Annotated in this window: 22 protein-coding genes and 1 tRNA gene; 12 read left to right on the top strand and 11 right to left on the bottom strand. The window is 42.3% G+C overall.

Annotated elements, in window-relative coordinates; translation table 11 throughout:
* Genes rpmF through mgtA form a run of 4 tightly spaced genes read left to right on the top strand, consistent with a single transcriptional unit; the run spans position 1 to position 4527 of the window.
* A complete protein-coding gene (gene rpmF / locus CP948_RS03165; protein WP_096601027.1) occupies positions 1-186 on the top strand; it encodes a 50S ribosomal protein L32 in 186 nt (61 codons plus the stop codon).
* Positions 186-1199: a phosphate acyltransferase PlsX gene (gene plsX / locus CP948_RS03160; protein WP_096601025.1), complete on the top strand. Its 1014-nt coding sequence runs from the start codon at positions 186-188 to the stop codon at positions 1197-1199. Before rpmF ends, plsX begins: the two co-directional genes overlap by 1 nt.
* The gene (locus CP948_RS03155) at positions 1199-2122 is read left to right on the top strand and encodes a beta-ketoacyl-ACP synthase III (protein WP_096601023.1); all 924 of its coding nucleotides are present in this window, start codon (positions 1199-1201) and stop codon (positions 2120-2122) included. The genes plsX and CP948_RS03155 overlap by 1 nt, the downstream gene beginning before the upstream one ends.
* Complete coding sequence (mgtA, locus tag CP948_RS03150) at positions 2095-4527, top strand: magnesium-translocating P-type ATPase (protein ID WP_096601021.1); 2433 nt, start codon at positions 2095-2097, stop codon at positions 4525-4527. Before CP948_RS03155 ends, mgtA begins: the two co-directional genes overlap by 28 nt.
* On the opposite strand, the gene CP948_RS03145 is transcribed toward mgtA, so the two are convergent.
* Entirely contained in the window at positions 4524-5621 is a 1098-nt protein-coding gene (locus CP948_RS03145; protein WP_096601019.1) for a DEAD/DEAH box helicase, read from the bottom strand. The genes mgtA and CP948_RS03145 overlap by 4 nt on opposite strands.
* An 83-nt stretch (positions 5622-5704) precedes the next feature.
* Between CP948_RS03145 and CP948_RS03140 the strand changes: the two genes are divergently transcribed.
* A tRNA-Ser gene (locus CP948_RS03140) sits at positions 5705-5794 on the top strand.
* 1 nt (position 5795) lies between these two features.
* Here the strand turns inward: CP948_RS03140 and CP948_RS03135 are convergent.
* Positions 5796-6086, bottom strand: coding sequence for a 2Fe-2S iron-sulfur cluster-binding protein (locus CP948_RS03135; RefSeq protein WP_096601017.1), 291 nt, complete (start codon positions 6084-6086; stop codon positions 5796-5798).
* 50 nt (positions 6087-6136) lie between these two features.
* The gene (gene mnmG / locus CP948_RS03130) at positions 6137-7981 is read right to left on the bottom strand and encodes a tRNA uridine-5-carboxymethylaminomethyl(34) synthesis enzyme MnmG (RefSeq protein ID WP_096601015.1); all 1845 of its coding nucleotides are present in this window, start codon (positions 7979-7981) and stop codon (positions 6137-6139) included.
* A gap of 21 nt (positions 7982-8002) precedes the next feature.
* On the opposite strand from mnmG, the gene CP948_RS03125 reads away from it, so the two are divergent.
* Positions 8003-8779, top strand: a complete 777-nt coding sequence (locus tag CP948_RS03125; RefSeq protein WP_096601013.1) for a glycosyltransferase family 2 protein — start codon at positions 8003-8005, stop codon at positions 8777-8779.
* Positions 8770-9723 (top strand): S-methyl-5-thioribose-1-phosphate isomerase, encoded by a 954-nt coding sequence (mtnA, locus tag CP948_RS03120; RefSeq protein ID WP_096601011.1) that lies wholly within the window; start codon positions 8770-8772, stop codon positions 9721-9723. Before CP948_RS03125 ends, mtnA begins: the two co-directional genes overlap by 10 nt.
* On the opposite strand, the gene epmA is transcribed toward mtnA, so the two are convergent.
* Positions 9713-10594 (bottom strand): elongation factor P--(R)-beta-lysine ligase, encoded by an 882-nt coding sequence (epmA, locus tag CP948_RS03115; protein WP_096601009.1) that lies wholly within the window; start codon positions 10592-10594, stop codon positions 9713-9715. The two genes, mtnA and epmA, sit on opposite strands and share 11 nt — an antisense overlap.
* A 32-nt stretch (positions 10595-10626) precedes the next feature.
* On the opposite strand from epmA, the gene CP948_RS03110 reads away from it, so the two are divergent.
* Entirely contained in the window at positions 10627-11241 is a 615-nt protein-coding gene (locus CP948_RS03110) for a histidine phosphatase family protein (protein ID WP_096601007.1), read from the top strand.
* Here CP948_RS03110 and CP948_RS03105 read toward each other — a convergent pair.
* The 5 genes from CP948_RS03105 to tsaE all read right to left on the bottom strand — a co-directional run bounded on the left by CP948_RS03105 (position 11238) and on the right by tsaE (position 14139).
* Positions 11238-11981 carry a carbon-nitrogen hydrolase family protein gene (locus tag CP948_RS03105; RefSeq protein ID WP_245810066.1) on the bottom strand — a complete coding sequence of 248 codons (744 nt, stop codon included), beginning with the start codon at positions 11979-11981 and terminating at the stop codon, positions 11238-11240. The two genes, CP948_RS03110 and CP948_RS03105, sit on opposite strands and share 4 nt — an antisense overlap.
* Positions 11982-12228: 247 nt before the next feature.
* Positions 12229-13020, bottom strand: coding sequence for a hypothetical protein (locus tag CP948_RS08840; RefSeq protein WP_180764082.1), 792 nt, complete (start codon positions 13018-13020; stop codon positions 12229-12231).
* A gap of 65 nt (positions 13021-13085) precedes the next feature.
* The gene (locus CP948_RS03095; protein ID WP_180764081.1) at positions 13086-13517 is read right to left on the bottom strand and encodes a transposase; all 432 of its coding nucleotides are present in this window, start codon (positions 13515-13517) and stop codon (positions 13086-13088) included.
* A 24-nt stretch (positions 13518-13541) separates the two neighbouring features.
* Entirely contained in the window at positions 13542-13760 is a 219-nt protein-coding gene (locus CP948_RS03090) for a carbon-nitrogen hydrolase family protein (RefSeq protein WP_096601003.1), read from the bottom strand.
* The gene (gene tsaE / locus CP948_RS03085; RefSeq protein ID WP_096601001.1) at positions 13717-14139 is read right to left on the bottom strand and encodes a tRNA (adenosine(37)-N6)-threonylcarbamoyltransferase complex ATPase subunit type 1 TsaE; all 423 of its coding nucleotides are present in this window, start codon (positions 14137-14139) and stop codon (positions 13717-13719) included. The genes CP948_RS03090 and tsaE overlap by 44 nt, the downstream gene beginning before the upstream one ends.
* 23 nt (positions 14140-14162) lie before the next feature.
* Between tsaE and CP948_RS03080 the strand changes: the two genes are divergently transcribed.
* From CP948_RS03080 to hisIE, 4 genes are read left to right on the top strand one after another with little or no spacing between them, the layout of a single operon-like run.
* Positions 14163-14630, top strand: a complete 468-nt coding sequence (locus CP948_RS03080; protein ID WP_096600999.1) for a hypothetical protein — start codon at positions 14163-14165, stop codon at positions 14628-14630.
* Entirely contained in the window at positions 14608-15957 is a 1350-nt protein-coding gene (hslU, locus tag CP948_RS03075; protein ID WP_096600997.1) for an ATP-dependent protease ATPase subunit HslU, read from the top strand. The genes CP948_RS03080 and hslU overlap by 23 nt, the downstream gene beginning before the upstream one ends.
* Complete coding sequence (locus CP948_RS03070) at positions 15954-16430, top strand: hypothetical protein (RefSeq protein ID WP_096600995.1); 477 nt, start codon at positions 15954-15956, stop codon at positions 16428-16430. Before hslU ends, CP948_RS03070 begins: the two co-directional genes overlap by 4 nt.
* Complete coding sequence (hisIE, locus tag CP948_RS03065) at positions 16427-17047, top strand: bifunctional phosphoribosyl-AMP cyclohydrolase/phosphoribosyl-ATP diphosphatase HisIE (protein ID WP_096600992.1); 621 nt, start codon at positions 16427-16429, stop codon at positions 17045-17047. The genes CP948_RS03070 and hisIE overlap by 4 nt, the downstream gene beginning before the upstream one ends.
* A 1-nt stretch (position 17048) precedes the next feature.
* On the opposite strand, the gene CP948_RS03060 is transcribed toward hisIE, so the two are convergent.
* Both CP948_RS03060 and CP948_RS03055 read right to left on the bottom strand, forming a co-directional pair.
* Positions 17049-18131, bottom strand: coding sequence for a 5-(carboxyamino)imidazole ribonucleotide synthase (locus CP948_RS03060; RefSeq protein ID WP_096600990.1), 1083 nt, complete (start codon positions 18129-18131; stop codon positions 17049-17051).
* Positions 18131-19837, bottom strand: a complete 1707-nt coding sequence (locus CP948_RS03055; protein WP_096600988.1) for an FAD-dependent oxidoreductase — start codon at positions 19835-19837, stop codon at positions 18131-18133. The genes CP948_RS03060 and CP948_RS03055 overlap by 1 nt, the downstream gene beginning before the upstream one ends.
* Positions 19838-19859: the final 22 nt, after the last annotated feature.

Here is a 19859-nt window from a genome sequence, read left to right as displayed (position 1 = left end):
ATGGCTGTTCCTAAAAGGAAAACATCCAGATGGAGAAGAGATCAGAGAAGAGCACAGAACTTTTTTTCAAAGGTAAAGCCTTTGTCCCTTTCTTCGTGCCCTAACTGCGGAGAGCTTATACTTCCCCACAGGGTATGTCCATACTGTGGGCACTACAAAGGTAGGGAAGTTATTAAAATCAGTTGATGGATAAGCCAAGAATAGCAGTTGACTGTATGGGGGGAGACTACGCCCCCGAAGAGATAGTTAAAGGATGTTTGTTGGCTTCCAAAGAATTTGATCTAATCCTCTACCTCGTAGGCCAGCAAGAGAGAATAGAAAACATATTGGGAAAGAATTACGATAAAGACAGACTTCAAATAGTCCATGCGGAAGATGTAGTAGGTATGGGTGAGCCTCCTTCAAATGTGCTCAAAAAGAAGAAATCATCTCTATATGTTGCTGGGCTATTGCTCAGAGAAAATCTGGCGGATGGGTTGGTTTCTGCAGGAAACACTGGAGCGGTACTTACCGTAGGTAAGTTTTTGGTGGGTGCTCTTGAAGGTATAGAAAGACCAGCCATAGGTGTAGCTCTGCCTAATCCAAAGGGTAGGACGGTTCTTATTGATGTAGGCGCAAATGTGGATTGCAAACCTAAGCACCTTTTGCAGTTTGCCATAATAGGACATACTTACGCTAAGGAGATCCTTGGCATACAGAATCCAAGAGTAGGCATTCTCAGCATAGGTGAGGAGGAAGGTAAAGGCAACGAGCTTGTGAGGGAATCTTACATACTTCTCAAAAAAAGCAAGCTGAACTTTTTAGGAAATGCAGAGGGGAGGGATATATACGCTGGGACCTTTGATGTGATAGTGTGCGACGGTTTTGTGGGAAATGTGATACTAAAAGCTAGTGAAAGTCTTGGTATGGCAGTTTTGCAGATGATCAAGGAAGAGGTTCAAAAGAGCTTGCTTGCCAAAATAGGAGCCTTGCTTATGAAACCTGCCCTCAATAACTTTAAAAAGAAGGCGGATTTTGCAGAGTACGGAGGTATACCTCTATTGGGTGCAAAAAAGCCCGTTATAATAACTCACGGAAGAGCAAATGCAAAAGCTATAAAGAATGCCATAAGAGTAGCCAGCGAGTTCTACCTCCAGCATTTTAACGAAAGACTAACAGAAGAACTAAGAAACCTAAGCCCCAAAGAGGTAAAGATCTAATGGGAACTACCATAGCAGGTATAGGAAGATATCTGCCTTCCAAAGTACTTACCAACTTTGATTTAGAAAAAATGGTTGATACATCTGATGAGTGGATCACTACAAGAACGGGAATAAAAGAGAGACGCATAGCGGATCGGGAAAGTATAACTCACATGGCTTACATAGCCAGTTTAGAGGCTATAAATTCTGCTGGCATAAAGCCTGAAGACATAGATATTATCATCTTTGCTACACTCACACCAGAACTGAGATTTCCTTCTACCGCGTGCCTTTTGCAAGCAAAATTAGAAGCCTCAAATGCCTATGCCTTTGATATATCAGCAGCCTGCAGTGGTTTCCTATACGGACTTGACTTAGCGGACGCTTACATAAGGTCTGGCAGAGCAAAAAACATACTCTTGGTTGGAGCGGAAAAGCTGTCTGAGATAGTAAATTGGGAGGATAGAAGTACCTGCGTGCTCTTTGGAGACGGTGCGGGTGCGGTGGTTCTCTCTCAAGGAGATGGCCAAATACTATCTTCAAAGATGAGATCGGACGGCAACTTCTGGGAGATACTGTATGCCCCTAAGTGTGGATACATAAGCATGAAAGGGAAAGAACTTTTCAAGCTTGCGGTTAGAAGTATGGAAGAGGTTTGCAGACAGGTTATACAAGAAGCAGGTGTGAGCATTGAGGAAGTTAGCATGATAATACCCCATCAAGCAAACATAAGGATAATGGAAGCACTTGCAGAAAAGTTGGGTATACAGAAAGAGAGGGTTTATTCCAACATACATAAGTACGGAAACACAAGTGCTGCATCCATACCTATAGCCATGTACGAAGCTTACACAGAAGGAAAATTAAGAAGGGGAGACCTAATCCTTCTTACCGCTATGGGAGGAGGGCTCACATGGGGAGCGGTTCTTCTGAAGTTTTAGGTATATCCTCAAAAGAAGCTCAAGAGAGACTAAAAAAGTACGGTTATAACAAAGTTGAAAAAGGAAAAAGGCTAAGTGATTGGGAAATTCTTATAAATCAGTTTAAAAACCCTTACACTCTTTTGCTTTTGTCAGTGGCTTTATTATCCATTTTCTTAGGAGAAAAAACGGACACTTTTGTCATAGCAAGTATAGTTCTGTTGGGTAGTCTTTTAGACTTCTGGCAGGAAAGGGGAGCTTACAGAACAGTAGAAAAACTACTCTCTATGGTAAGGGTCTCCGCAACAGTGATAAGAGATGGTGAAGAAAAGGAGATTCCTATAGAGTATATAGTTCCTGAAGACATAGTAGTGCTAAGGGCTGGAGATATGGTTCCTGCTGAGGGCACAGTGCTCAAAGAAAAAGACCTATTTATAAACGAAGCTCTAATGACAGGGGAGGCTTACCCAGTAGAAAAGAAAGTGGGTGATTACCTCTACATGGGCACACATGTGGTCAGCGGTTTTGGTGTTATGAAAGTTATAAAGACTGGTAAGGATACTGAATACGGAAAGATATTACAGAGACTAAAGTTAGGCAAAGGTGAAACAGACTTTGAACACGGTCTTAGGAGGTTTGGCTATACCCTATTTGAGGTGGCAACTCTTCTCACACTTTTGGTATTTGCGGTAAATGCGTATTACAACAGGGGGATCATAAACTCTCTGCTCTTTGCACTGTCCTTAGGAATAGGTATAACACCGGTACTTCTTCCAGCGGTAGTAAGCGTTGGACTTTCTTACGGTGCGAGGCATATGGCTCGCAAAGGTGCTATAGTAAAAAGATTAGCATCCATTGAAAACTTCGGAAGCATGACAGTTCTTTGCTGTGATAAAACGGGAACGCTCACAGAAGGGAAGATGAAGGTATACGCTTTTAAGAACATACTTGACGAAGATGACAAGAAAGTAGCTCTATTTTCCTATGTAAACTCTTATCTTCAGACGGGTTATAAAAACCCTGTAGACGAAGCTATAAAGGAGTGGATGAGATCAGAAGACATATCTGAATTTAAAAAACTTGACGAGCTACCCTATGACTTTAACAGGAAGAGACTTTCAGTACTCGTAAGAAGAGGAGAAGAAAACCTTTTGATAACTAAGGGCGCATACTCTCATGTGCTGGAAGTGTGCAGTTATGCACAAATAGGAGGAAAGATACATGACTTGCATGAGGTTTTAGAAAATGTAGAGAAAGTTTATACAGATTATAGCCAGCGCGGTTTTAGATTGATAGCTATAGCCTACAAAGTTGTGGAAAAGGAATCCGTCAGTTATGAAGATGAAAAGGACGAAATATTTCTTGGCTTTGCAGTCATGCACGACCCTATTAAGGAAGATGCCAAAAATGTTTTAAAGAAGCTTTTAGATTTAGGTGTGGAGTTGAAGATCATCACAGGAGATAACAAACTCGTTGCGGAATATGTGGCGCAACAGATAGGTTTACAAGGTGGCGTCATAAGCGGTGAGGATTTCAGAAAACTTTCTGAAGAAGCTCTCATAAGCAGAGTAAAGGACACTTTTGTTTTTGCGGAACTATCACCTCTGCAAAAGGATGCGGTGGTCAGAGCTCTCAGAAAAGCAGGCTATGTGGTAGGGTATATGGGAGATGGAATAAACGATGTTGCTGCCATGAGAAGTGCGGATGTAGCCATATCTGTAGAGAACGCTGTAGATGTAGCAAAGGAAAGTGCAGACATAGTTCTTCTAAAAGCAGATTTAGAAACAGTCATAGATGCAGTATTAGAGGGTAGAAAAACCTTTCTGAACACTATGAAGTATCTATTTATGCAAACAAGTTCCAACTTTGGAAATGTGTTTTCCATGGCTGGTGCTTCTTTCTTAGTGCCCTTCTTACCTATGCTACCCAAACAGGTATTGACTGCAAATCTTCTAACGGATGGTGCGGTTATGTCTATACCAACAGACACAGTAGATGAAGACGAGATAAAAAGTCCAAAAAGGTGGGACATGAGCTTTATAAAGAGGTTTATGTTCTTTTTTGGTATTCTAAGTTCCATCTTTGATTACATAACCTTCATCTTCTTGCTGTACATATTCAAAGTCCGTCCAGAAATGTTTCGTTCCACATGGTTCTTAGAGGGGCTTCTTACTCAAGTCCTCGTATTACTCGTCTTACGCACCAAAAAAGCTTTCACGAAGACTAAACCATCACCTTCGCTTATACTCACTGTAGTGCTTGTTGTATGGCTTGGCTTTTTTCTACCCTTCACCCCTTTAGGTAATATACTGGAACTAAAACCTTTGGATAATAGACTCTACGCCTTTGTTTTTATAATCACCTTTACTTACCTTTTATCGGTAGAAGTTCTGAAGAAGTTCTTTTACAAAAGGTATAACTTCTAAACTCCTGTATATCTCTCCTTTACTTTTTTGATCCTCCAGAGGGCTCTACTGTCTTCTGGAGTTATCAAGCTATAAGCTTTTCCGTAGCTTCCTATCCTTCCCGTCCTACCTATTCTGTGTATATAAACTTCTGGGTCCTCTGGTATGTGATAGTTTATTACCAAGCTCACACCCTTTATATCAAGACCCCTTGAAGCTACATCCGTAGCAACCACCGTTTTCACCTTACCTTCTCTGAAAAGCCTAAGAGCATTCTCCCTCTGTTTTTGCGTCATATCACCATGTAAGGACACCACATTAAAACCCCTGTTTTTGAGTTCCTGAGATATTTCCCTTGCATCCTTTTTAGTTTTTACAAAGATGATGACTTTCTCAAGCAGATGTTCTCTAAGAAGCTTTTCAAGTTCGGATATTTTTTGCCTTGGTGAGCTGAGCTTTATGAGTCTCTCTTCTATCTTGGGTTTTAACTGGTCAGATATGACCTTTACTACTTTATAGTCTTCTTTTAGATGCCTTTTGGCTAAAACTTCTATCTGCTTGGGTATGGTGGCAGAAAAGAGAAATGTCTGTCTGTTAGTAGGCGTTTGAGCGATTATATACTCAATATCTTCCGCAAAACCCATATCTAACATAAGGTCTGCCTCATCAAGGACAAGAAAGGAGATGCCACTCAGGTTTAACAATCCTCTGTTTATAAGGTCCTTTATCCTACCGGGGGTACCTACCACTATGTTGGGTATGGTCTTGCCGAGAAAGTCTACATCTCTTCTTACAGGCGTGCCACCGTAAAATACAGCGATTTTGAGTCCTTTGTACTTGGAAAGAGCGTATAACTGCTCTTTCACCTGAAGTGCAAGCTCGCGCGTTGGCGTTAAAACAAGAGCCTTTAGTCCATCACCTTTGTTTATCTTTTCTATTATTGGTATGCCAAAAGCAGCTGTTTTACCTGTTCCTGTAGCTGCCTGTCCCATAAGGTCGTATCCTTTTAAAGCTAAAGGGATGGCTTCCTTTTGAATGGGTGTGGGTTCTTCAAAACCCAGTTCTGCAATAGCTTTTCTTAAGGGTTCGCTAAGTTGTTGAAAGTTAAACTCCATAAATACCTCCTCACTTAATTATAAGCTGTTTTTAACTTTTTGCAAAAATTCCTACTGGTTTTTATAATTAAATACTACCCTTAGGAGAGGTGGCCGAGTGGTCTAAGGCGCAGCACTGGAAATGCTGTGTACGGGTAATCCCCGTACCGCGGGTTCGAATCCCGCCCTCTCCGTTTAATCCGTTTCTATTTCTATGATATCCGGAGGTTCTTTTTCTATAACAAGCTGACAGGTTAGTCTTCTGTTTTCCTCATACTCACCTATTCTCCAGAGGGTTTCCTCTTCGGCTTCTGACGGCTCTGCCAGGTATTCCAAGCCCTTTTTTACTGTGCATACGCAAACCCCACATTGACCGTCCGTGCAACCAAACTCTACTCCTGCTTTTTCTATCTCATGGTGAAGCTCACCAAACCGGACACCTACAGGAATATCAAAGATCTTTTTGTTTATCTTAACCTTAGCCATGGTTTTTATTCTATTATGTAAAACGTTTTTTCACACTGATATGGCTCATCTTAGTCTAATTTTCCTAAGTAAGCAAGAAGTGCAGTTATTGTAGCAGGAGTAATACCGTCTATGCGTGAAGCCTGACCCACTGTAATGGGTCTAAAGCGCTTGAGCTTTTCCTTTGCTTCGTTTGTTAAACTGGGTATCTTATCGTAGTCTATGTCCTCAGGAATCCTCACATCTTCAAGTTTCTTAAGCTTTTCGTTAAGCTTCCTTTCTCTCTCTATGTAAGGTTCGTACTTTAGCTCTATCTCCACCTCCTCTTTTACGTAAGGATGCTCAGGAATTTCAAAACCCAGTTCTTTAATGTCTTCTATACTGCGTTCTGAAGTGAGTAATTGAGAGGGAGTGTAGCTTCTAACATCAGAACCTATAGCCACCGCTACTTTAACGCTCTTGTAAAATTCCATCCAGCTTTCTATCTCCTTCTTTAGCTCTTTGACTAACTTGTACTGCTCCTCACTTAAAAGTCCAAGGTTATATCCTATATGCGCAAGCCTCAAAATTGCGTTGTCCTGTCTAAGATATAGCCTATACTCAGACCTTGAGGTGAAGAGCCTGTAAGGTTCTAATACACCCTTTGTGGTGAGGTCGTCAACCATTATCCCTATGTAGCTCTCGTCCCTGCGTAAGTAGATGGGTTCTTTTCCAAAGGCTCTGAGTGCAGCGTTTATACCTGCAAGGATGCCTTGTCCTGCAGCCTCTTCATAACCAGTGGTGCCGTTGAAGTTACCCGCATGAAAAAGCCCTCTTATCTTCTTAGTTTCCAATGTAGGGTAAAGCTCTGTTGGGGGTACCACATCGTACTCTATAGCATAGGCAGGACGGATAAGCTCCACCTTTTCAAGCCCCGGTATGCTTCTGTAGAGCTCCCATTGGATCTCTTCTGGTAGAGATGTGGAAAGACCGTTGGGATAGATCTCTATAGTGTCCCAGCCTTCGGGTTCTAAGAATATCTGATGTCTCTCTTTGTCAGGAAACTTTACCACTTTGTCCTCTATAGATGGACAGTAACGTGGTCCTATACCTTTTATTAAGCCACCGTAAAGGGCTGTTCTGTGTAGGTTCTTGCGTATTATCTCGTGAGTTTTGGGAGTAGTATAGGTTATCCAGCAATTTACTTGGGGTTTTCCTTTGGAAAACCAATAAGTGCCCACAGGGTCTGTCCAAAAGGAAAACTTGGGAGGTGGATCGTCTCCTGGTGCTACCTCAAGAGCGGAAAAGTCTATGGTTCTTTTGTCAAGCCTTGCGGGAGTACCAGTCTTAAATCTAAGAAGTGTAAAGCCGTTTCTTTTGTAGAACTCGGAGAGTCCCTCAGAGGGGGGTTCCCAAGCCCTTCCTCCACGGAAAACTTTATCACCTATGTATATGGTTCCGTTCAGGAAAGTGCCCGTAGTGACCACCACAGCCTTAGCTTTGTATTCCAATCCTAACCTTGTTTTCACACCAACAACCTTGTTGTCCTTTACGAGTATATCTACTACTTCATCTTGCTTTATGTAAAGGTTTTCTTGATTTTCACAAACTTTCTTCATGTACTCTCTGTAGAGCTTTTTATCCGCCTGCGCCCTTGGAGACCAAACCGCTTTGCCCTTTCGTGTGTTTAGCATTTTGAACTGTATCCCTGTAGCATCTATAGCTTTTGCCATCTCACCACCTAAGGTATCTATCTCCCTCACCACTATGCCCTTAGCTATGCCTCCTATAGCAGGATTGCAAGACATCTGACCTATACTGTCTGCGTTTAAAACAAACATAACAGTTTTTGCACCCATACGTGCAGAAGCCAAAGCCGCCTCTATACCCGCATGTCCACCACCTATAACTACTACATCAAATTCGTCCACCATCATAAGTTATAAAATATATTAGCGATGGCTAACTATCCAAAGCTTTCTGTTTTAATTCGCGCAAAGGATGAGGAGAAAAACATAGGAAGAGCTATAAAAAGTGTTAAAGACTTGGCTGATGAAGTGATAGTTTTGGATTCAGGTTCCAAAGATAACACGGTAGCTATTGCCAAGCATTTAGGTGCTAAGGTGTTTTTTAAAGAATGGGAGGACTACTCAAGTCAGCTCAATTACGGTATTGGCTTGTGTGAAGGGGAATGGGTGTTTGTTCTTGATGCGGACGAAGAGCTAACAAAAGAGCTCAGGCAGTCCATAAAAACAGCCATAAATTCTGGTGAGTTTGAAGTTTATATGGTCAACAGGAGAACCTACTACATGGGAAGGTTCTTATCACACACTTGGCAACCAGAATGGAGAATAAGGCTTTTCAAAAAAGGTAAGGTGCGCTTTGAGGGGAAGCTTCACGAAAAGGTGGTGTTTTCTGGCAGGGTGGGAAAACTAAAAGGGTATCTTAACCACTACTCTTTTAAGAGCCTCTACCACCATTACGCTAAGTCCTTGGACTATGCCAGAATGATGGCAGAAAGCATGAAAAAGGAAGGAAGGAAGTTTAGAATCTACAATCTTTTGTTTAATCCTTTCTGGTCAGCCTTCAAGGTTTACTTTCTCAAACTTGGTTTTCTTGATGGTTTGCGTGGGCTTTCTGTTGCCTTTTCTACCTTCCTTTACGTTTTTTTAAAATACATATTTTTGCTTGAGCTTGAGCTAAAAGAGAGATACGGAGATGAGCTATGGAAGTAAAAGCCTTTTATTGGAAAGGGGATCACTTGCTTTTGCTTGACCAGAGGGAGCTTCCAGAAAGGGAAGTATGGCTCAAGCTTACGGATCATCTACAGGTAGCTGATGCTATAAAGAGTATGGCTGTAAGAGGTGCACCTGCCATAGGATGTGTGGCAAGCTACGGTTTTATATTGGGAATTAAAAAAGAGGACCCACAAAAGGTTTACCAAGTTCTTAGAAATACGAGGCCTACTGCTTATAACCTCTTTTGGGCTTTGGAAAGGATGATGAAGGCTCTTAAGGAAGGGAAAGACCCCGAAAAAGAAGCCATGAGTATAGAGCAAGAAGACTACAACGCTAACAGAAGGATGGGAGAGCTGGGCAAAGACCTAATACCAGACGGAGCTAATGTGCTCACCCACTGCAACACAGGGGCCTTGGCAACAGCAGGCTGGGGAACCGCTTTGGGAGTTATAAGGTCTGCTCATTACTCAGGTAAAAAAGTGCATGTATTTGTAAATGAAACCAGACCTTACCTTCAGGGATCAAGGCTCACCGCATGGGAACTTCTCAAAGAAGGTATACCTCACACGGTAATAACAGACATGACTGCAGGCTTTCTTATGAAAAAAGGTCTCATAGACGCAGTTTTGGTAGGTGCAGACAGAATAACCAAAAGGGGAGATGTGGCAAACAAAATAGGCACTTACACCCTTTCGGTGCTGGCAAAAGCTCATGGAGTGCCTTTCTATGTGGTAGCACCCACCTCCACCTTTGATCCCAACATAGAGAGCGGAGAGGACATACCCATAGAGGAAAGGTCTGAAGAAGAAGTAAAATCTTTCAAAAATTGCACTTTGGCACCCAAAGAAAGCAGAGCTCTTCACCTAGCTTTTGACATAACACCTGCAGAAAACATTACCGCCATAATAACCGAAGAAGGTATAAAGTACATCAAACCATAAAGTCAAGCTCTTCTATGCTATCAATACCTTTTAAAACCATAAACAATCTTTCAAGACCTATGGAACAACCCGCGCACGGTGGAAAGTTATCATAAGCAGAGATGAGCTCTTGGTCAAGAAGCATATCCCTTCCCTGCAAATACCGTTTCATCCTCCTTTCTATCTCACTTCTGGAAGTCTCTTCTGTCCAACCGTTGGCTATTTCTACGCCTTTTATGTAAAGCTCAAACCTTTCCGCATAACCATCTTTTACCTTGGCATAAGCGCTAAGCCTTGCAGGAAAGTGAGTTATGAAAGTGGGCATTTCCCAACCTAAATGCCTCTCTACCTCTATGTATATCCTGTAAAAGAGTGTCTCCCAGTCTTCCTCCTCCTCAAAGGGATAACCGTAAGATATTAGATTGTTTTTGAAAACTTCCTCATCTTCAGAAAGTATCACGCCAGCGTATTCCTCAAAGGCATGTTCAAGTCTTAGAGTTTTGTAGCCTTCTGAAAAACCAAGGTATTTTAAAAGCTGTCCTATTTCCTCTATAAGATAAGTGTAATCCTTACCTATCTTATACCACTCAAGCATGGTGAATTCAGGTCTGTGGAGCTTTCCGCACGGATCTTTCCGGAAAACCTTGCCTATTTGGAACATATCTACAGGATACTTGCTAAGCAGTTTCTTCATAGAGTTTTCTGGTGATGTCCTAAGCCAAAAGGTCTTTGGACAGTTTCCTGCACTTTCCCACTCAAGCTTAAAAGGTTCCACATATGGATCTATGTTAGGATACTTCTGTAATATGTTGGTATAAACTTCAAGATAGCCTCTTTGCTTGAAAAACTGTCTTACTTGGTCTATAAAAAGGCTCCACTCTTTTAAAAGCATGGTGTGATATAATGATAACGCATTTATCGGTTATGAAGCGTCTTTTTTTGGTCAGACACGCACAAAGCGAATACAACGAAAAGGGCATATTCCAAGGTAGGCTTGACAGCGACCTTACTCCTCTGGGTTTTGTTCAGGCAAGGCTCACCGCCAAGGAACTATTAGATAAAAATATACAAGTAATATACACATCCCCTCAAAGAAGGGCATACAAAACAGCACTCACCATAGGAGACATACTTCACCTTGAGCCCATAGTAGATGAAAGGTTAAGGGAGATGTCCTTTGGTGAGTACGAAGGAAAGCCTTTCTGGAGTTTAGTAGAAGAAAATAGAGAGCTATTTTTAAACTGGCTTGCTAACCCACTTAAAAACCCCCTTCCTACCCAAGAGAGTATGGAAGAGCTTGAAAAGAGGGTAAAAAGCTTTTTAGAAGAAATAAAAGAAAGTCCTTACGAGAACATACTCATAGTTGCCCATGGTGGTACCCTTCATGCCTTAATATGTCTATCCGTAGGACTTGGACTTGAAAACCTCTGGAACATACACATGGACAATACGGGTATAACGGAGCTTCGCATAGATAAGAACAAAGCACAAATAGGTTATCTCAACAGACTTTGCCATGTAAAAAAGCTTACCCCCTAATCCTCCACTGGTAGAAGCTCTCTCACCTTTTCTACTTGTACAAGGTCTATGGATGCTGATAGAACCGCATCACCTTTTTCTGCATAAGAAAGTACGCTTCCCCAAGGGTCATATATACCAGAGCATCCAGCGTAATCTTCTTTTCCCACTTTACCCCATGCGTTAGAAGCTATAAGGTAAGCTTGGAGCTCTATCGCTCTTGACTTTGTAAAGATCTTCCAGTGTTCTTTTCTACCTTCTCCCCACATGGCTGGCACTGTAATTATTTGAACTCTTTGCCTTTTTAGCTCCAACACTAAGCTTGTGAATCTAAGCTCAAAGCATATAAGGATACCTAAGTTCCCAAAAGGTGTTTGAAAAACTGCGTTTTTAGCTCCTGCGCAAAAAAACTTGTCCTCTTGGTAAAGGGGAAAAAGCTTTATTTTGTGTCTCTTGCCCAGCACCTGCCCGTTGCTCAGCACTATAGCGGTATTGTAGGTGCAGGTTCCCTCTTGTGTGGGGTAAGTTCCAATTAGGGTTAAGTTCTTCTCTTTTGAGTGTTTTGAGAGTTCTATTAATACATCTTGTGTGGCTTGAGCGTGTTTTGTCATGTTTTCGTAATCAAACCCACACTGCCACATCTCAGGAAGTACCACCAAAGAACCATCTTTCACATCCAAGAGAAGATCTAAGATTCTTTTTAGGTTTTCTTCCACCTTACCAAGAGAAGGTCTTATCTGTAAGCTGTAAACTCTCAGCATTCTCAAAAATTATAAGCCTCCCTTCAGGCAGAAACTCTATCCTAAACCTTCTTAAAGTATGGATTCTGAGTGAGTAAGCCCCGTGCCTTACCCCTGAGGTACTTAAACCGCTCAGAAGACAAGTTTTGTAAAAACCTCTCTACCTGCTATCTGAGGGTTTGCTCCACACGGCGCAAATGCAAACTCTCAAGAGCTTGCATTCACGTCCGCATGAAGCCTTATACCACAACATTAACGCATCCACTGGCTACATAGAAAGATTTAAAGGTATGCTCTTTGTCTGACACACTTGGAGAAGAATAAGAGGCACACAAAGCTTAACCTCAAGCTGATTATTTGTTAACGTCACTGGTGATGGCAAACCTCCACAATACAATTTTCCGTCCCTATTCACACACTCCACACTATAATGACCATTCGCAGACACCCCACCTATAAGAACATTACCCACGTATACATTTACGCAATTCGCATTAGTAGAGTAGTCTATATTCAGCAATACAGACTGACCATTTGATAGACTGCTAACTAGCTGACCTGTCAGCTTGTCTACAACGCTCAGAGTGTTAAACACAAGAGAAAGGAGTGAAGGGAGTATCCCAAGGGGTTCGCATGCTTTTACGCTAATAATACCTCCATCTGATCCTCCACTACCTCCACCTGATCCGACACTACCACCAGAACCACCAGAACTTCCACCGCCACCACTACCTCCACCTGATCCGACACTACCACCAGAACCACCAGAACTTCCACCGCCACCACTACCTCCACCTGATCCGACACTACCACCAGAACCACCAGAACTTCCACCGCCACCACTACCTCCACCTGATCCGACACTACCACCAGAACCACCAGAACTTCCACCGCCACCACTACCTCCACCTGATCCGACACTACCACCAGAACCACCAGAACCTACTGAAGAACCAGAATCACTTGGGAGAGAACCTCCACCGCCACCACCACAACTTGCAAGCAGGCCCAAAGACAGAGCTAAAGCAAGCACCTTTTTCATACCGCCAGGCTCAAACATCTTTCTACACCTCCCTAGAAATATATTATTAACAACAAAAAAGTTAAAGTTAATAATGGGATTTGTCAAGAGTTTTTGAGGCTGTTTGAAAAATCCCAGAACATTGACATAGCTTGATTTCTTAAAACAGCTCTCAAAAGCTCAAAAAATAAGTAAAGCTTCCAAAGCACCAAAAAGTTATACACCGCAAACCTCGCAAGCACATATAAGCTCGCAAGATCATATATCCTCGTGTTGTCCCTATCATCCATTAGGTTCTTCACATTCCCTATCAACTGTTCTATCTTGTATCGTACCCTCTTATACAGCTCCTTGTGCATCTCATATTTCTCCTTAGCCCATAACCTCTCTTGGCTTCTGACCTTTACACGCAAACTCTCCCTCACTGGAACTACTGCAACCATACCCATTTGCTTTATCTCCTTGAGTAATTCACTCTCCATACTGTAATAAGCATCTCCCAAAAAGTAAAAAGCTCTGAAAGGTATATCCTTCAATTGTAGGGAGCTTTTTGCTATTTTTCAAACAGCCTCAGAAATTATAGGACTAATCACAAAGACCTCTTGTGTGGCTTGAGCGTGTTTTGTCATGTTTTCGTAATCAAACCCACACTGCCACATCTCAGGGAGTACCACCAAAGAACTATCTTTCACATCCGAGAGAAGATCTAAGATTCTTTTTAGGTTTTCTTCCACCTTACCAAGAGAAGGTCTTATCTGTAAGCTGTAAACTTTTAGCATTCTCAAAAATTATAAGCCTCCCTTCAGGCAGAAACTCTATCCTAATGATCACATCACAGTAAGTCAGGTCCGTAGGCCACTCTATTAGCAAAACACCCTGACCGATAAACTCTGTGATATCAAGGTCTTTTACTCTGTAGAAGTCTACATGTATAATCTTTCCTCTTTTTGTAGGATACTCATTCACCAATGTAAAGGTGGGGCTTCTGACCTGATAACCTTCTAAGATCTCCATACCCTGCGCTATACCTTTTACAAGAGTAGTTTTCCCAGCACCGAGCGGTCCCACAAGACAGATAACTTCATCACCTTTAAGAGACCTACCTATCTGTCTTCCCAGCTCAAGGGTTTGCTCTTCAGAAGTGGAAATTATCTTCATGTGTGCTATATTATAAAAGCATTATGGAATTTTTCTTCTTCGCCGATGTTTATGCGGACAGGCATCTTATTGACTACTACATAATCACCTTTAAGCTGTTAGATGAGAGTATGGTGATTACAAAAGAGTGGGAAGGCAGGAAGTATATAACGGAGATAAAAGACTGGGAGGAGTTTAAGAAAAATGCCTATGATATAGTGCTGTATGAGTTTGGTGATGAAGTAGAAAGATTCACGGACATAGAGACCGCCCTAAGAACCGCTTACAAAATGGCTTACACGGAAGCCTCAAGAAAAGTTCCTAAAAGCATACTGCCTTCTGTGGGTATAGGAGCACCACCCCTTGACGTTATAAGAAGAGTGTTTCCTGTAAGCTTTGAGTTTGAAAGATTTCCTGCTAACATAGACCTTTTCCTTGAAAAAATAGTCAAAGAGACTGAAGAAGAAACTACAAGAAGTGAGTTTAACGATGATGACGAAATCCCTTTCTGACCTCCTTGAAGAGCTAACTCCCAAAAAGATAGTGGAGGAGCTTGACAAGTACATAGTAGGTCAGGAGAGAGCCAAAAGAGCGGTAGCAATAGCTCTCAGAAACAGGTGGAGAAGGCAAAAGCTTCCCGAACACATAAGGGACGAGGTAGCTCCCAAGAACATACTCATGATAGGTCCCACGGGTGTTGGGAAAACAGAGATAGCAAGAAGGTTAGCACAGCTAATAAAAGCGCCCTTTATAAAGGTTGAGGCAACCAAGTACACAGAGATAGGCTATGTGGGTAGGGATGTGGAGTCTATGGTGAGAGAGCTTGTGGAAGTATCTTACCAAATGGTAAAGCAGGAGAAGATACAAAAAGTAAAGGAAAGAGCTAAAAGGTCTGCAGAAGAGAGGATACTTGACTATCTTGTTCCACAACAGCTTAGCTTTGGTATAAGAGAATCGCAAGATGTGAGCAAAAGAGAAGCTATGAGAGAGAAACTAAGAAGCGGTGAGCTTGATGAGAAGATCATAGAGATAGACGTGCAAGAAAAGACCGCACCTTTCATAGGGATAGCTGGACCTCCGGGACTTGAGGACTTAGAAGAGCAATTAAAGAACATGCTGGGTAGCATTATGCCAACAAGAAGGAGGAGGAAACTGAAGGTAAAAGAGGCTTTACCCCTTCTTGAACAGGAAGAAGCGGAAAAGCTCATAGATCCAGAAGAAGTGTCCCGTGATGCCATCTACAGGGCGGAAAACTTCGGGATAATATTTATAGACGAGATAGACAAAATAGCGGTCAAAACTCCCGGTGTAGGTCCTGGCGTTTCAAGGGAAGGTGTTCAAAGAGACCTTCTGCCCATAGTGGAGGGAACTACAGTAAAGACCAAATACGGACCTGTTAGGACGGACCACATACTCTTTATAGCGGCAGGTGCTTTCCACATGGCTAAACCCTCTGACCTTATACCTGAACTTCAGGGAAGGTTTCCCATAAGGGTTGAGCTTAGTCCCCTTACAAAGGAAGACTTTGTACGCATACTAAGAGAACCCAAGAACGCACTCACCAAACAGTATATAGAGCTTTTAAGAACGGAAGGTGTTGAGCTGGAGTTTACTGATGATGCCATAGAAGAAATAGCACGGATAGCAGAAGAGGCAAACAATAAGACAGAAAACATAGGAGCAAGACGTTTGCACACTGTTATGGAAAAACTGCTTGAGGACATATCTTTCAACGCACCTGACATGGAAGGTCAGCACATAATAGTGGATGCTAAGTTTGTCAGGGCAAAGTTGGAAAGCTTAGTAAAAGATGTGGAGCTCTCCAGATACATACTATGAGGGACATACCACTGCGCATACTTATAGAGAGGCTTGAGGATCTCATCACCGCTCAGCAAAAGCTTGCGAGTCTGATACTCTTTGTAGAGGATCAAAAGGTAGAGCTTTCTGTACCTACCACCATTGACATGCTTTATGCACATATGGAAATGCTTGAGCTCGTTTCAGAAGTGATAAGCTCCTTTCAGGATATATCAGACAGCTATATAAGAGAGTACGCAGTTATGCTTACAGCAGAAGCCTTATCTTGGATTGGTTTTATGCTTCCTTACTTGGAAGCCTCATCTCCCATATTTATAGAACACCTGAGCGTGGTTCCAAAGATAAAGAGTATAGTTTCCTTTATAGAAAGGTTTGGTTCTGAGGTAGATTTTCTTTCCTCCGAAGAGATATTAAAGACCATTGACGCCATATCTAAGACTATCATGTATCAGCTTTTTGTGGCGAAAAGATCCTATGAGGCCATGTCATGATGAACCTTAAGTTCAATCAAGAGGGGCTTATCCCAGTAATAGTTCAGGACTACAAAACTGGCGAGATAAGGATGTTTGCTTGGGCAAACCAAGAAGCATTAGAAAAGACACTTCAGACAGGTTATGCTCACTACTACTCAAGGTCAAGGCGATCCATCTGGAAGAAGGGAGAGACATCAGGCGAACTCCAAAGGGTTGTAGAGATAAGGGTAGATTGCGATGAAGATGCTCTTTTGTATATAGTGGAGCAGGAAAAAAACATAGCCTGCCATACGGGAGAGAGAAACTGTTTTTTTAGAGGTATTGACGGTGAGAAGGTAAAAAAGGTTCTGCCTTTTGAGACACTTCAGAGGCTACAGGAAGTTATAAAAAGCAGGATAGAAGAAAAGAGAGAAAACTCTTACACCTACAAGCTTTATACGCAAGGCGAGGATAGAGTGCTACAAAAGTTTGGAGAAGAAGCGGTAGAAAGCCTTATAGCTTTGAAGAACGGAGAGAAAGAGCCCATAAAGGCGGAGCTTTCGGACATGCTTTACCACATGCTTCTTATGTTAACTATAAAAAATGTTGATGTCTGCGAGGTACTTGAGGAACTAGCCAGTAGGTTTAAAGGATGACCTAAACACCCTGAGTTTGATATGTAAGGTGCAGTATTGATTTTATTTTTTCTTCAACTTCTTTTTGTGTGTTTGCTACTATGTTGATGTGTCCCATCTTTCTTCTTTCTCTCTTTTCTTTTCCATACCAATAAAGTTTTGAGCCTTCAACAGAGAGCAAGCTCCTTAGGTCTATGTCTTCCAAAGATACTCCCAGAAGGTTCACCATGCCAGAAGGTAGCTTGAGACTTGTAGAACCCAAGGGTAGGTCTGTGATAGCCCTCAAAAGGTTTTCAAACTGAGAGGTATAACAACCGTCTAAGGTGTAGTGTCCTGTGTTATGAGGTCTTGGAGCCATCTCGTTTATAAGCACCTTACCATCTTGGCAGAAGAAAAATTCAACCGCAAGAAGTCCCACAATGTTTAGATCCTCCATAAGAGATGTTAGTATGTTATGTGCTTCTTTCACATGCATGCCGCTTGTGTAGTTATATAGCAGTATACCTTTTTCGTGATGGTTTATAGTCATAGGATAGACCCTTGTATCTCCCCTTTTACTTCTTACGCCTATCAGAGAAAACTCAAAAAGAAAGTTTACAAACCTTTCCACTAAAAAGTTCTCGTCTTTTGGGTGGTTTTTAAATATCTCATCTACCTGCAAAAGACTCTTTACTAAGTACTGACCTTTCCCGTCATAGCCAAGCTTTTCCGCTTTAACTACTGCAGGAAGGCCAAACTCTGCAAGCCTTTTGTAAAGCTCTTTTCCCTTAGCAAAGGTAAACTCTGCGGTGGGGTACCCCATTTTCCTGTAAAAGGACTTCTCACGGAGTCTGCTGGATTTTAACCTTAAAACTTCTGCAGAAGGACTAAGAAGGTGAGAAACCTTTTCCACAAGTTCTTGCTCTATATGTTCAAATTCGTAAGTTATCACATCACAGCTTTTTAGGAAAGTCTCCACTTGCTCTGGTGTAAAGCATGCGTCTGCTACCTTACAAGCTGGTGATTTGGGATCTTTATCAAGAACGAAAAACTCAAAACCTAATTTTCTGCCTTCTAAAATAGTCATCCAACCCAGCTGTCCACCACCAAGAATACCTACTCTCATCAATACTTCCTCTCAGCCGGCTGGTACTTGGTGATCCTGACAGGTATGTATTCTATGGTTAATTTTCCGTTCTCCTGCCTTACTAAAGTGTGTTTAAGAAAGTTCTCATCGTCTCTTTCTGGATAGTCCTCCCTGTAATGACCTCCTCTTGATTCTCTCCTGTGAAGTGCACAGAAGGCTACTGCCCTCGCTATCTCTATCATGTTTCTGAGTTCCATGACCTCTATTAGGTTGGTGTTAAACACCTTTGATTTATCTACAACAGGTATTTTCTCCCACCTTTCAAGAAGTTCCGATAGCTCCTCATAGGCAGAAGCCAAGGACTTTTCGTCCCTAAAGATGCCCATTTTCTCCCACGTTATTTCTCCCATCCTTTTTCTTATTTGTGCAAGCTTTTCTGAACCTTCCCTTCTTATGAGTTTTTCTATGTACTCCTTTCCAGCGTTTTCTTCCGCTTTTGTTAGGGGTAGATGCTGGCTATACTTGGCATACTCCCTTACCGCTATACCACAGAACTTGCCAAAAACTAAGAGCTCTATCAAGGAATTTCCACCGAGTCTATTAGCTCCGTGCACAGACACACAGGCACACTCACCTACAGCGTATAACCCTTCAAGAGGTGTAGAAGAAGTTATGTAGTTTTCCACATGAATGCCTCCCATACAGTAATGAGCGGTAGGCCTTATGGGAACAAGGTCGGTGATGGGATCCACACCCTCAAAATCTATGGCGAGCTGACGCACTTGCGGTAGCCTTTCTTTTATCTTTTCTTCACCCAAATGCCTTAGGTCTAAATAAACATATGCGGATGTCCCCTCTCCTACACCTCTGCCTTCTCTTATTTCGTACTCTATGGCTCTTGATACCATGTCCCTTGGTGCAAGCTCCATCTTCTCTGGTGCGTACCTGGACATAAAACGCTCCCCAAATTTGTTAAGCAGGTACCCACCTTCACCGCGACAGGCTTCGGAAAGCAGTATACCCGTTTTGGCAAGTCCAGTAGGATGAAACTGAATGAACTCTATGTCTTTAAGAGGCACACCGTTGCGTAAAGCTACCGCTACACCATCACCTGTATTACCTACTGCGTTGGTGCTTCTCTGCCAGTAAATCCTTGCAAAGCCCCCTGTTGCTAAAACTACCGCTTTTGTCCTGAGGGTAATGACTTCACCGTTCTTTATGTCGTATATGCTAACTCCCTTTACCCTCTGACCGTTGTGCAAAATGTCTATTAGGAAAAACTCGTTATAAAAGTCTATGTTATCTTTAGAAAGTGCTTGCTCAAAGAGAGTGTGCAGTATTACGTGGCCTGTCCTATCCGCAGAAAAGACAGTCCTAGGAAAGGACGCACCTCCAAAGGGCCTTTGGGCTATCCTCCCATCAGGAAGTCTTGAAAAGGGCACTCCCCACCTGTCAAGCTCGTATATAACCTCTGGAGCGTTCTCACACATAAAAAACACAGCATCCTGATCCGCTAAAAAATCCGAACCTTTTATAGTATCATAAGCGTGCGTTTCAGGACTGTCATCTTTTATCACATTACCGAGCGCTGCGTTCACACCACCTTGCGCTGCACCTGTATGGGAGCGCGTAGGATAAACTTTTGATACAACCGCTATTTTTATATCTTCATCCCTCGCACACTCTATAGCTGTTCGTAGCCCAGCACCGCCTGCACCAACAATTACTACATCGTAAGCCCTCATGGTAGCAATAATTTTAACTTAC

The organism is Hydrogenobacter hydrogenophilus (assembly GCF_900215655.1).
Lineage (GTDB): Bacteria > Aquificota > Aquificia > Aquificales > Aquificaceae > Hydrogenobacter > Hydrogenobacter hydrogenophilus.
Note: the sequence above shows the minus strand (reverse complement) of the source record. Positions and strands in the feature narration are given on the sequence as shown.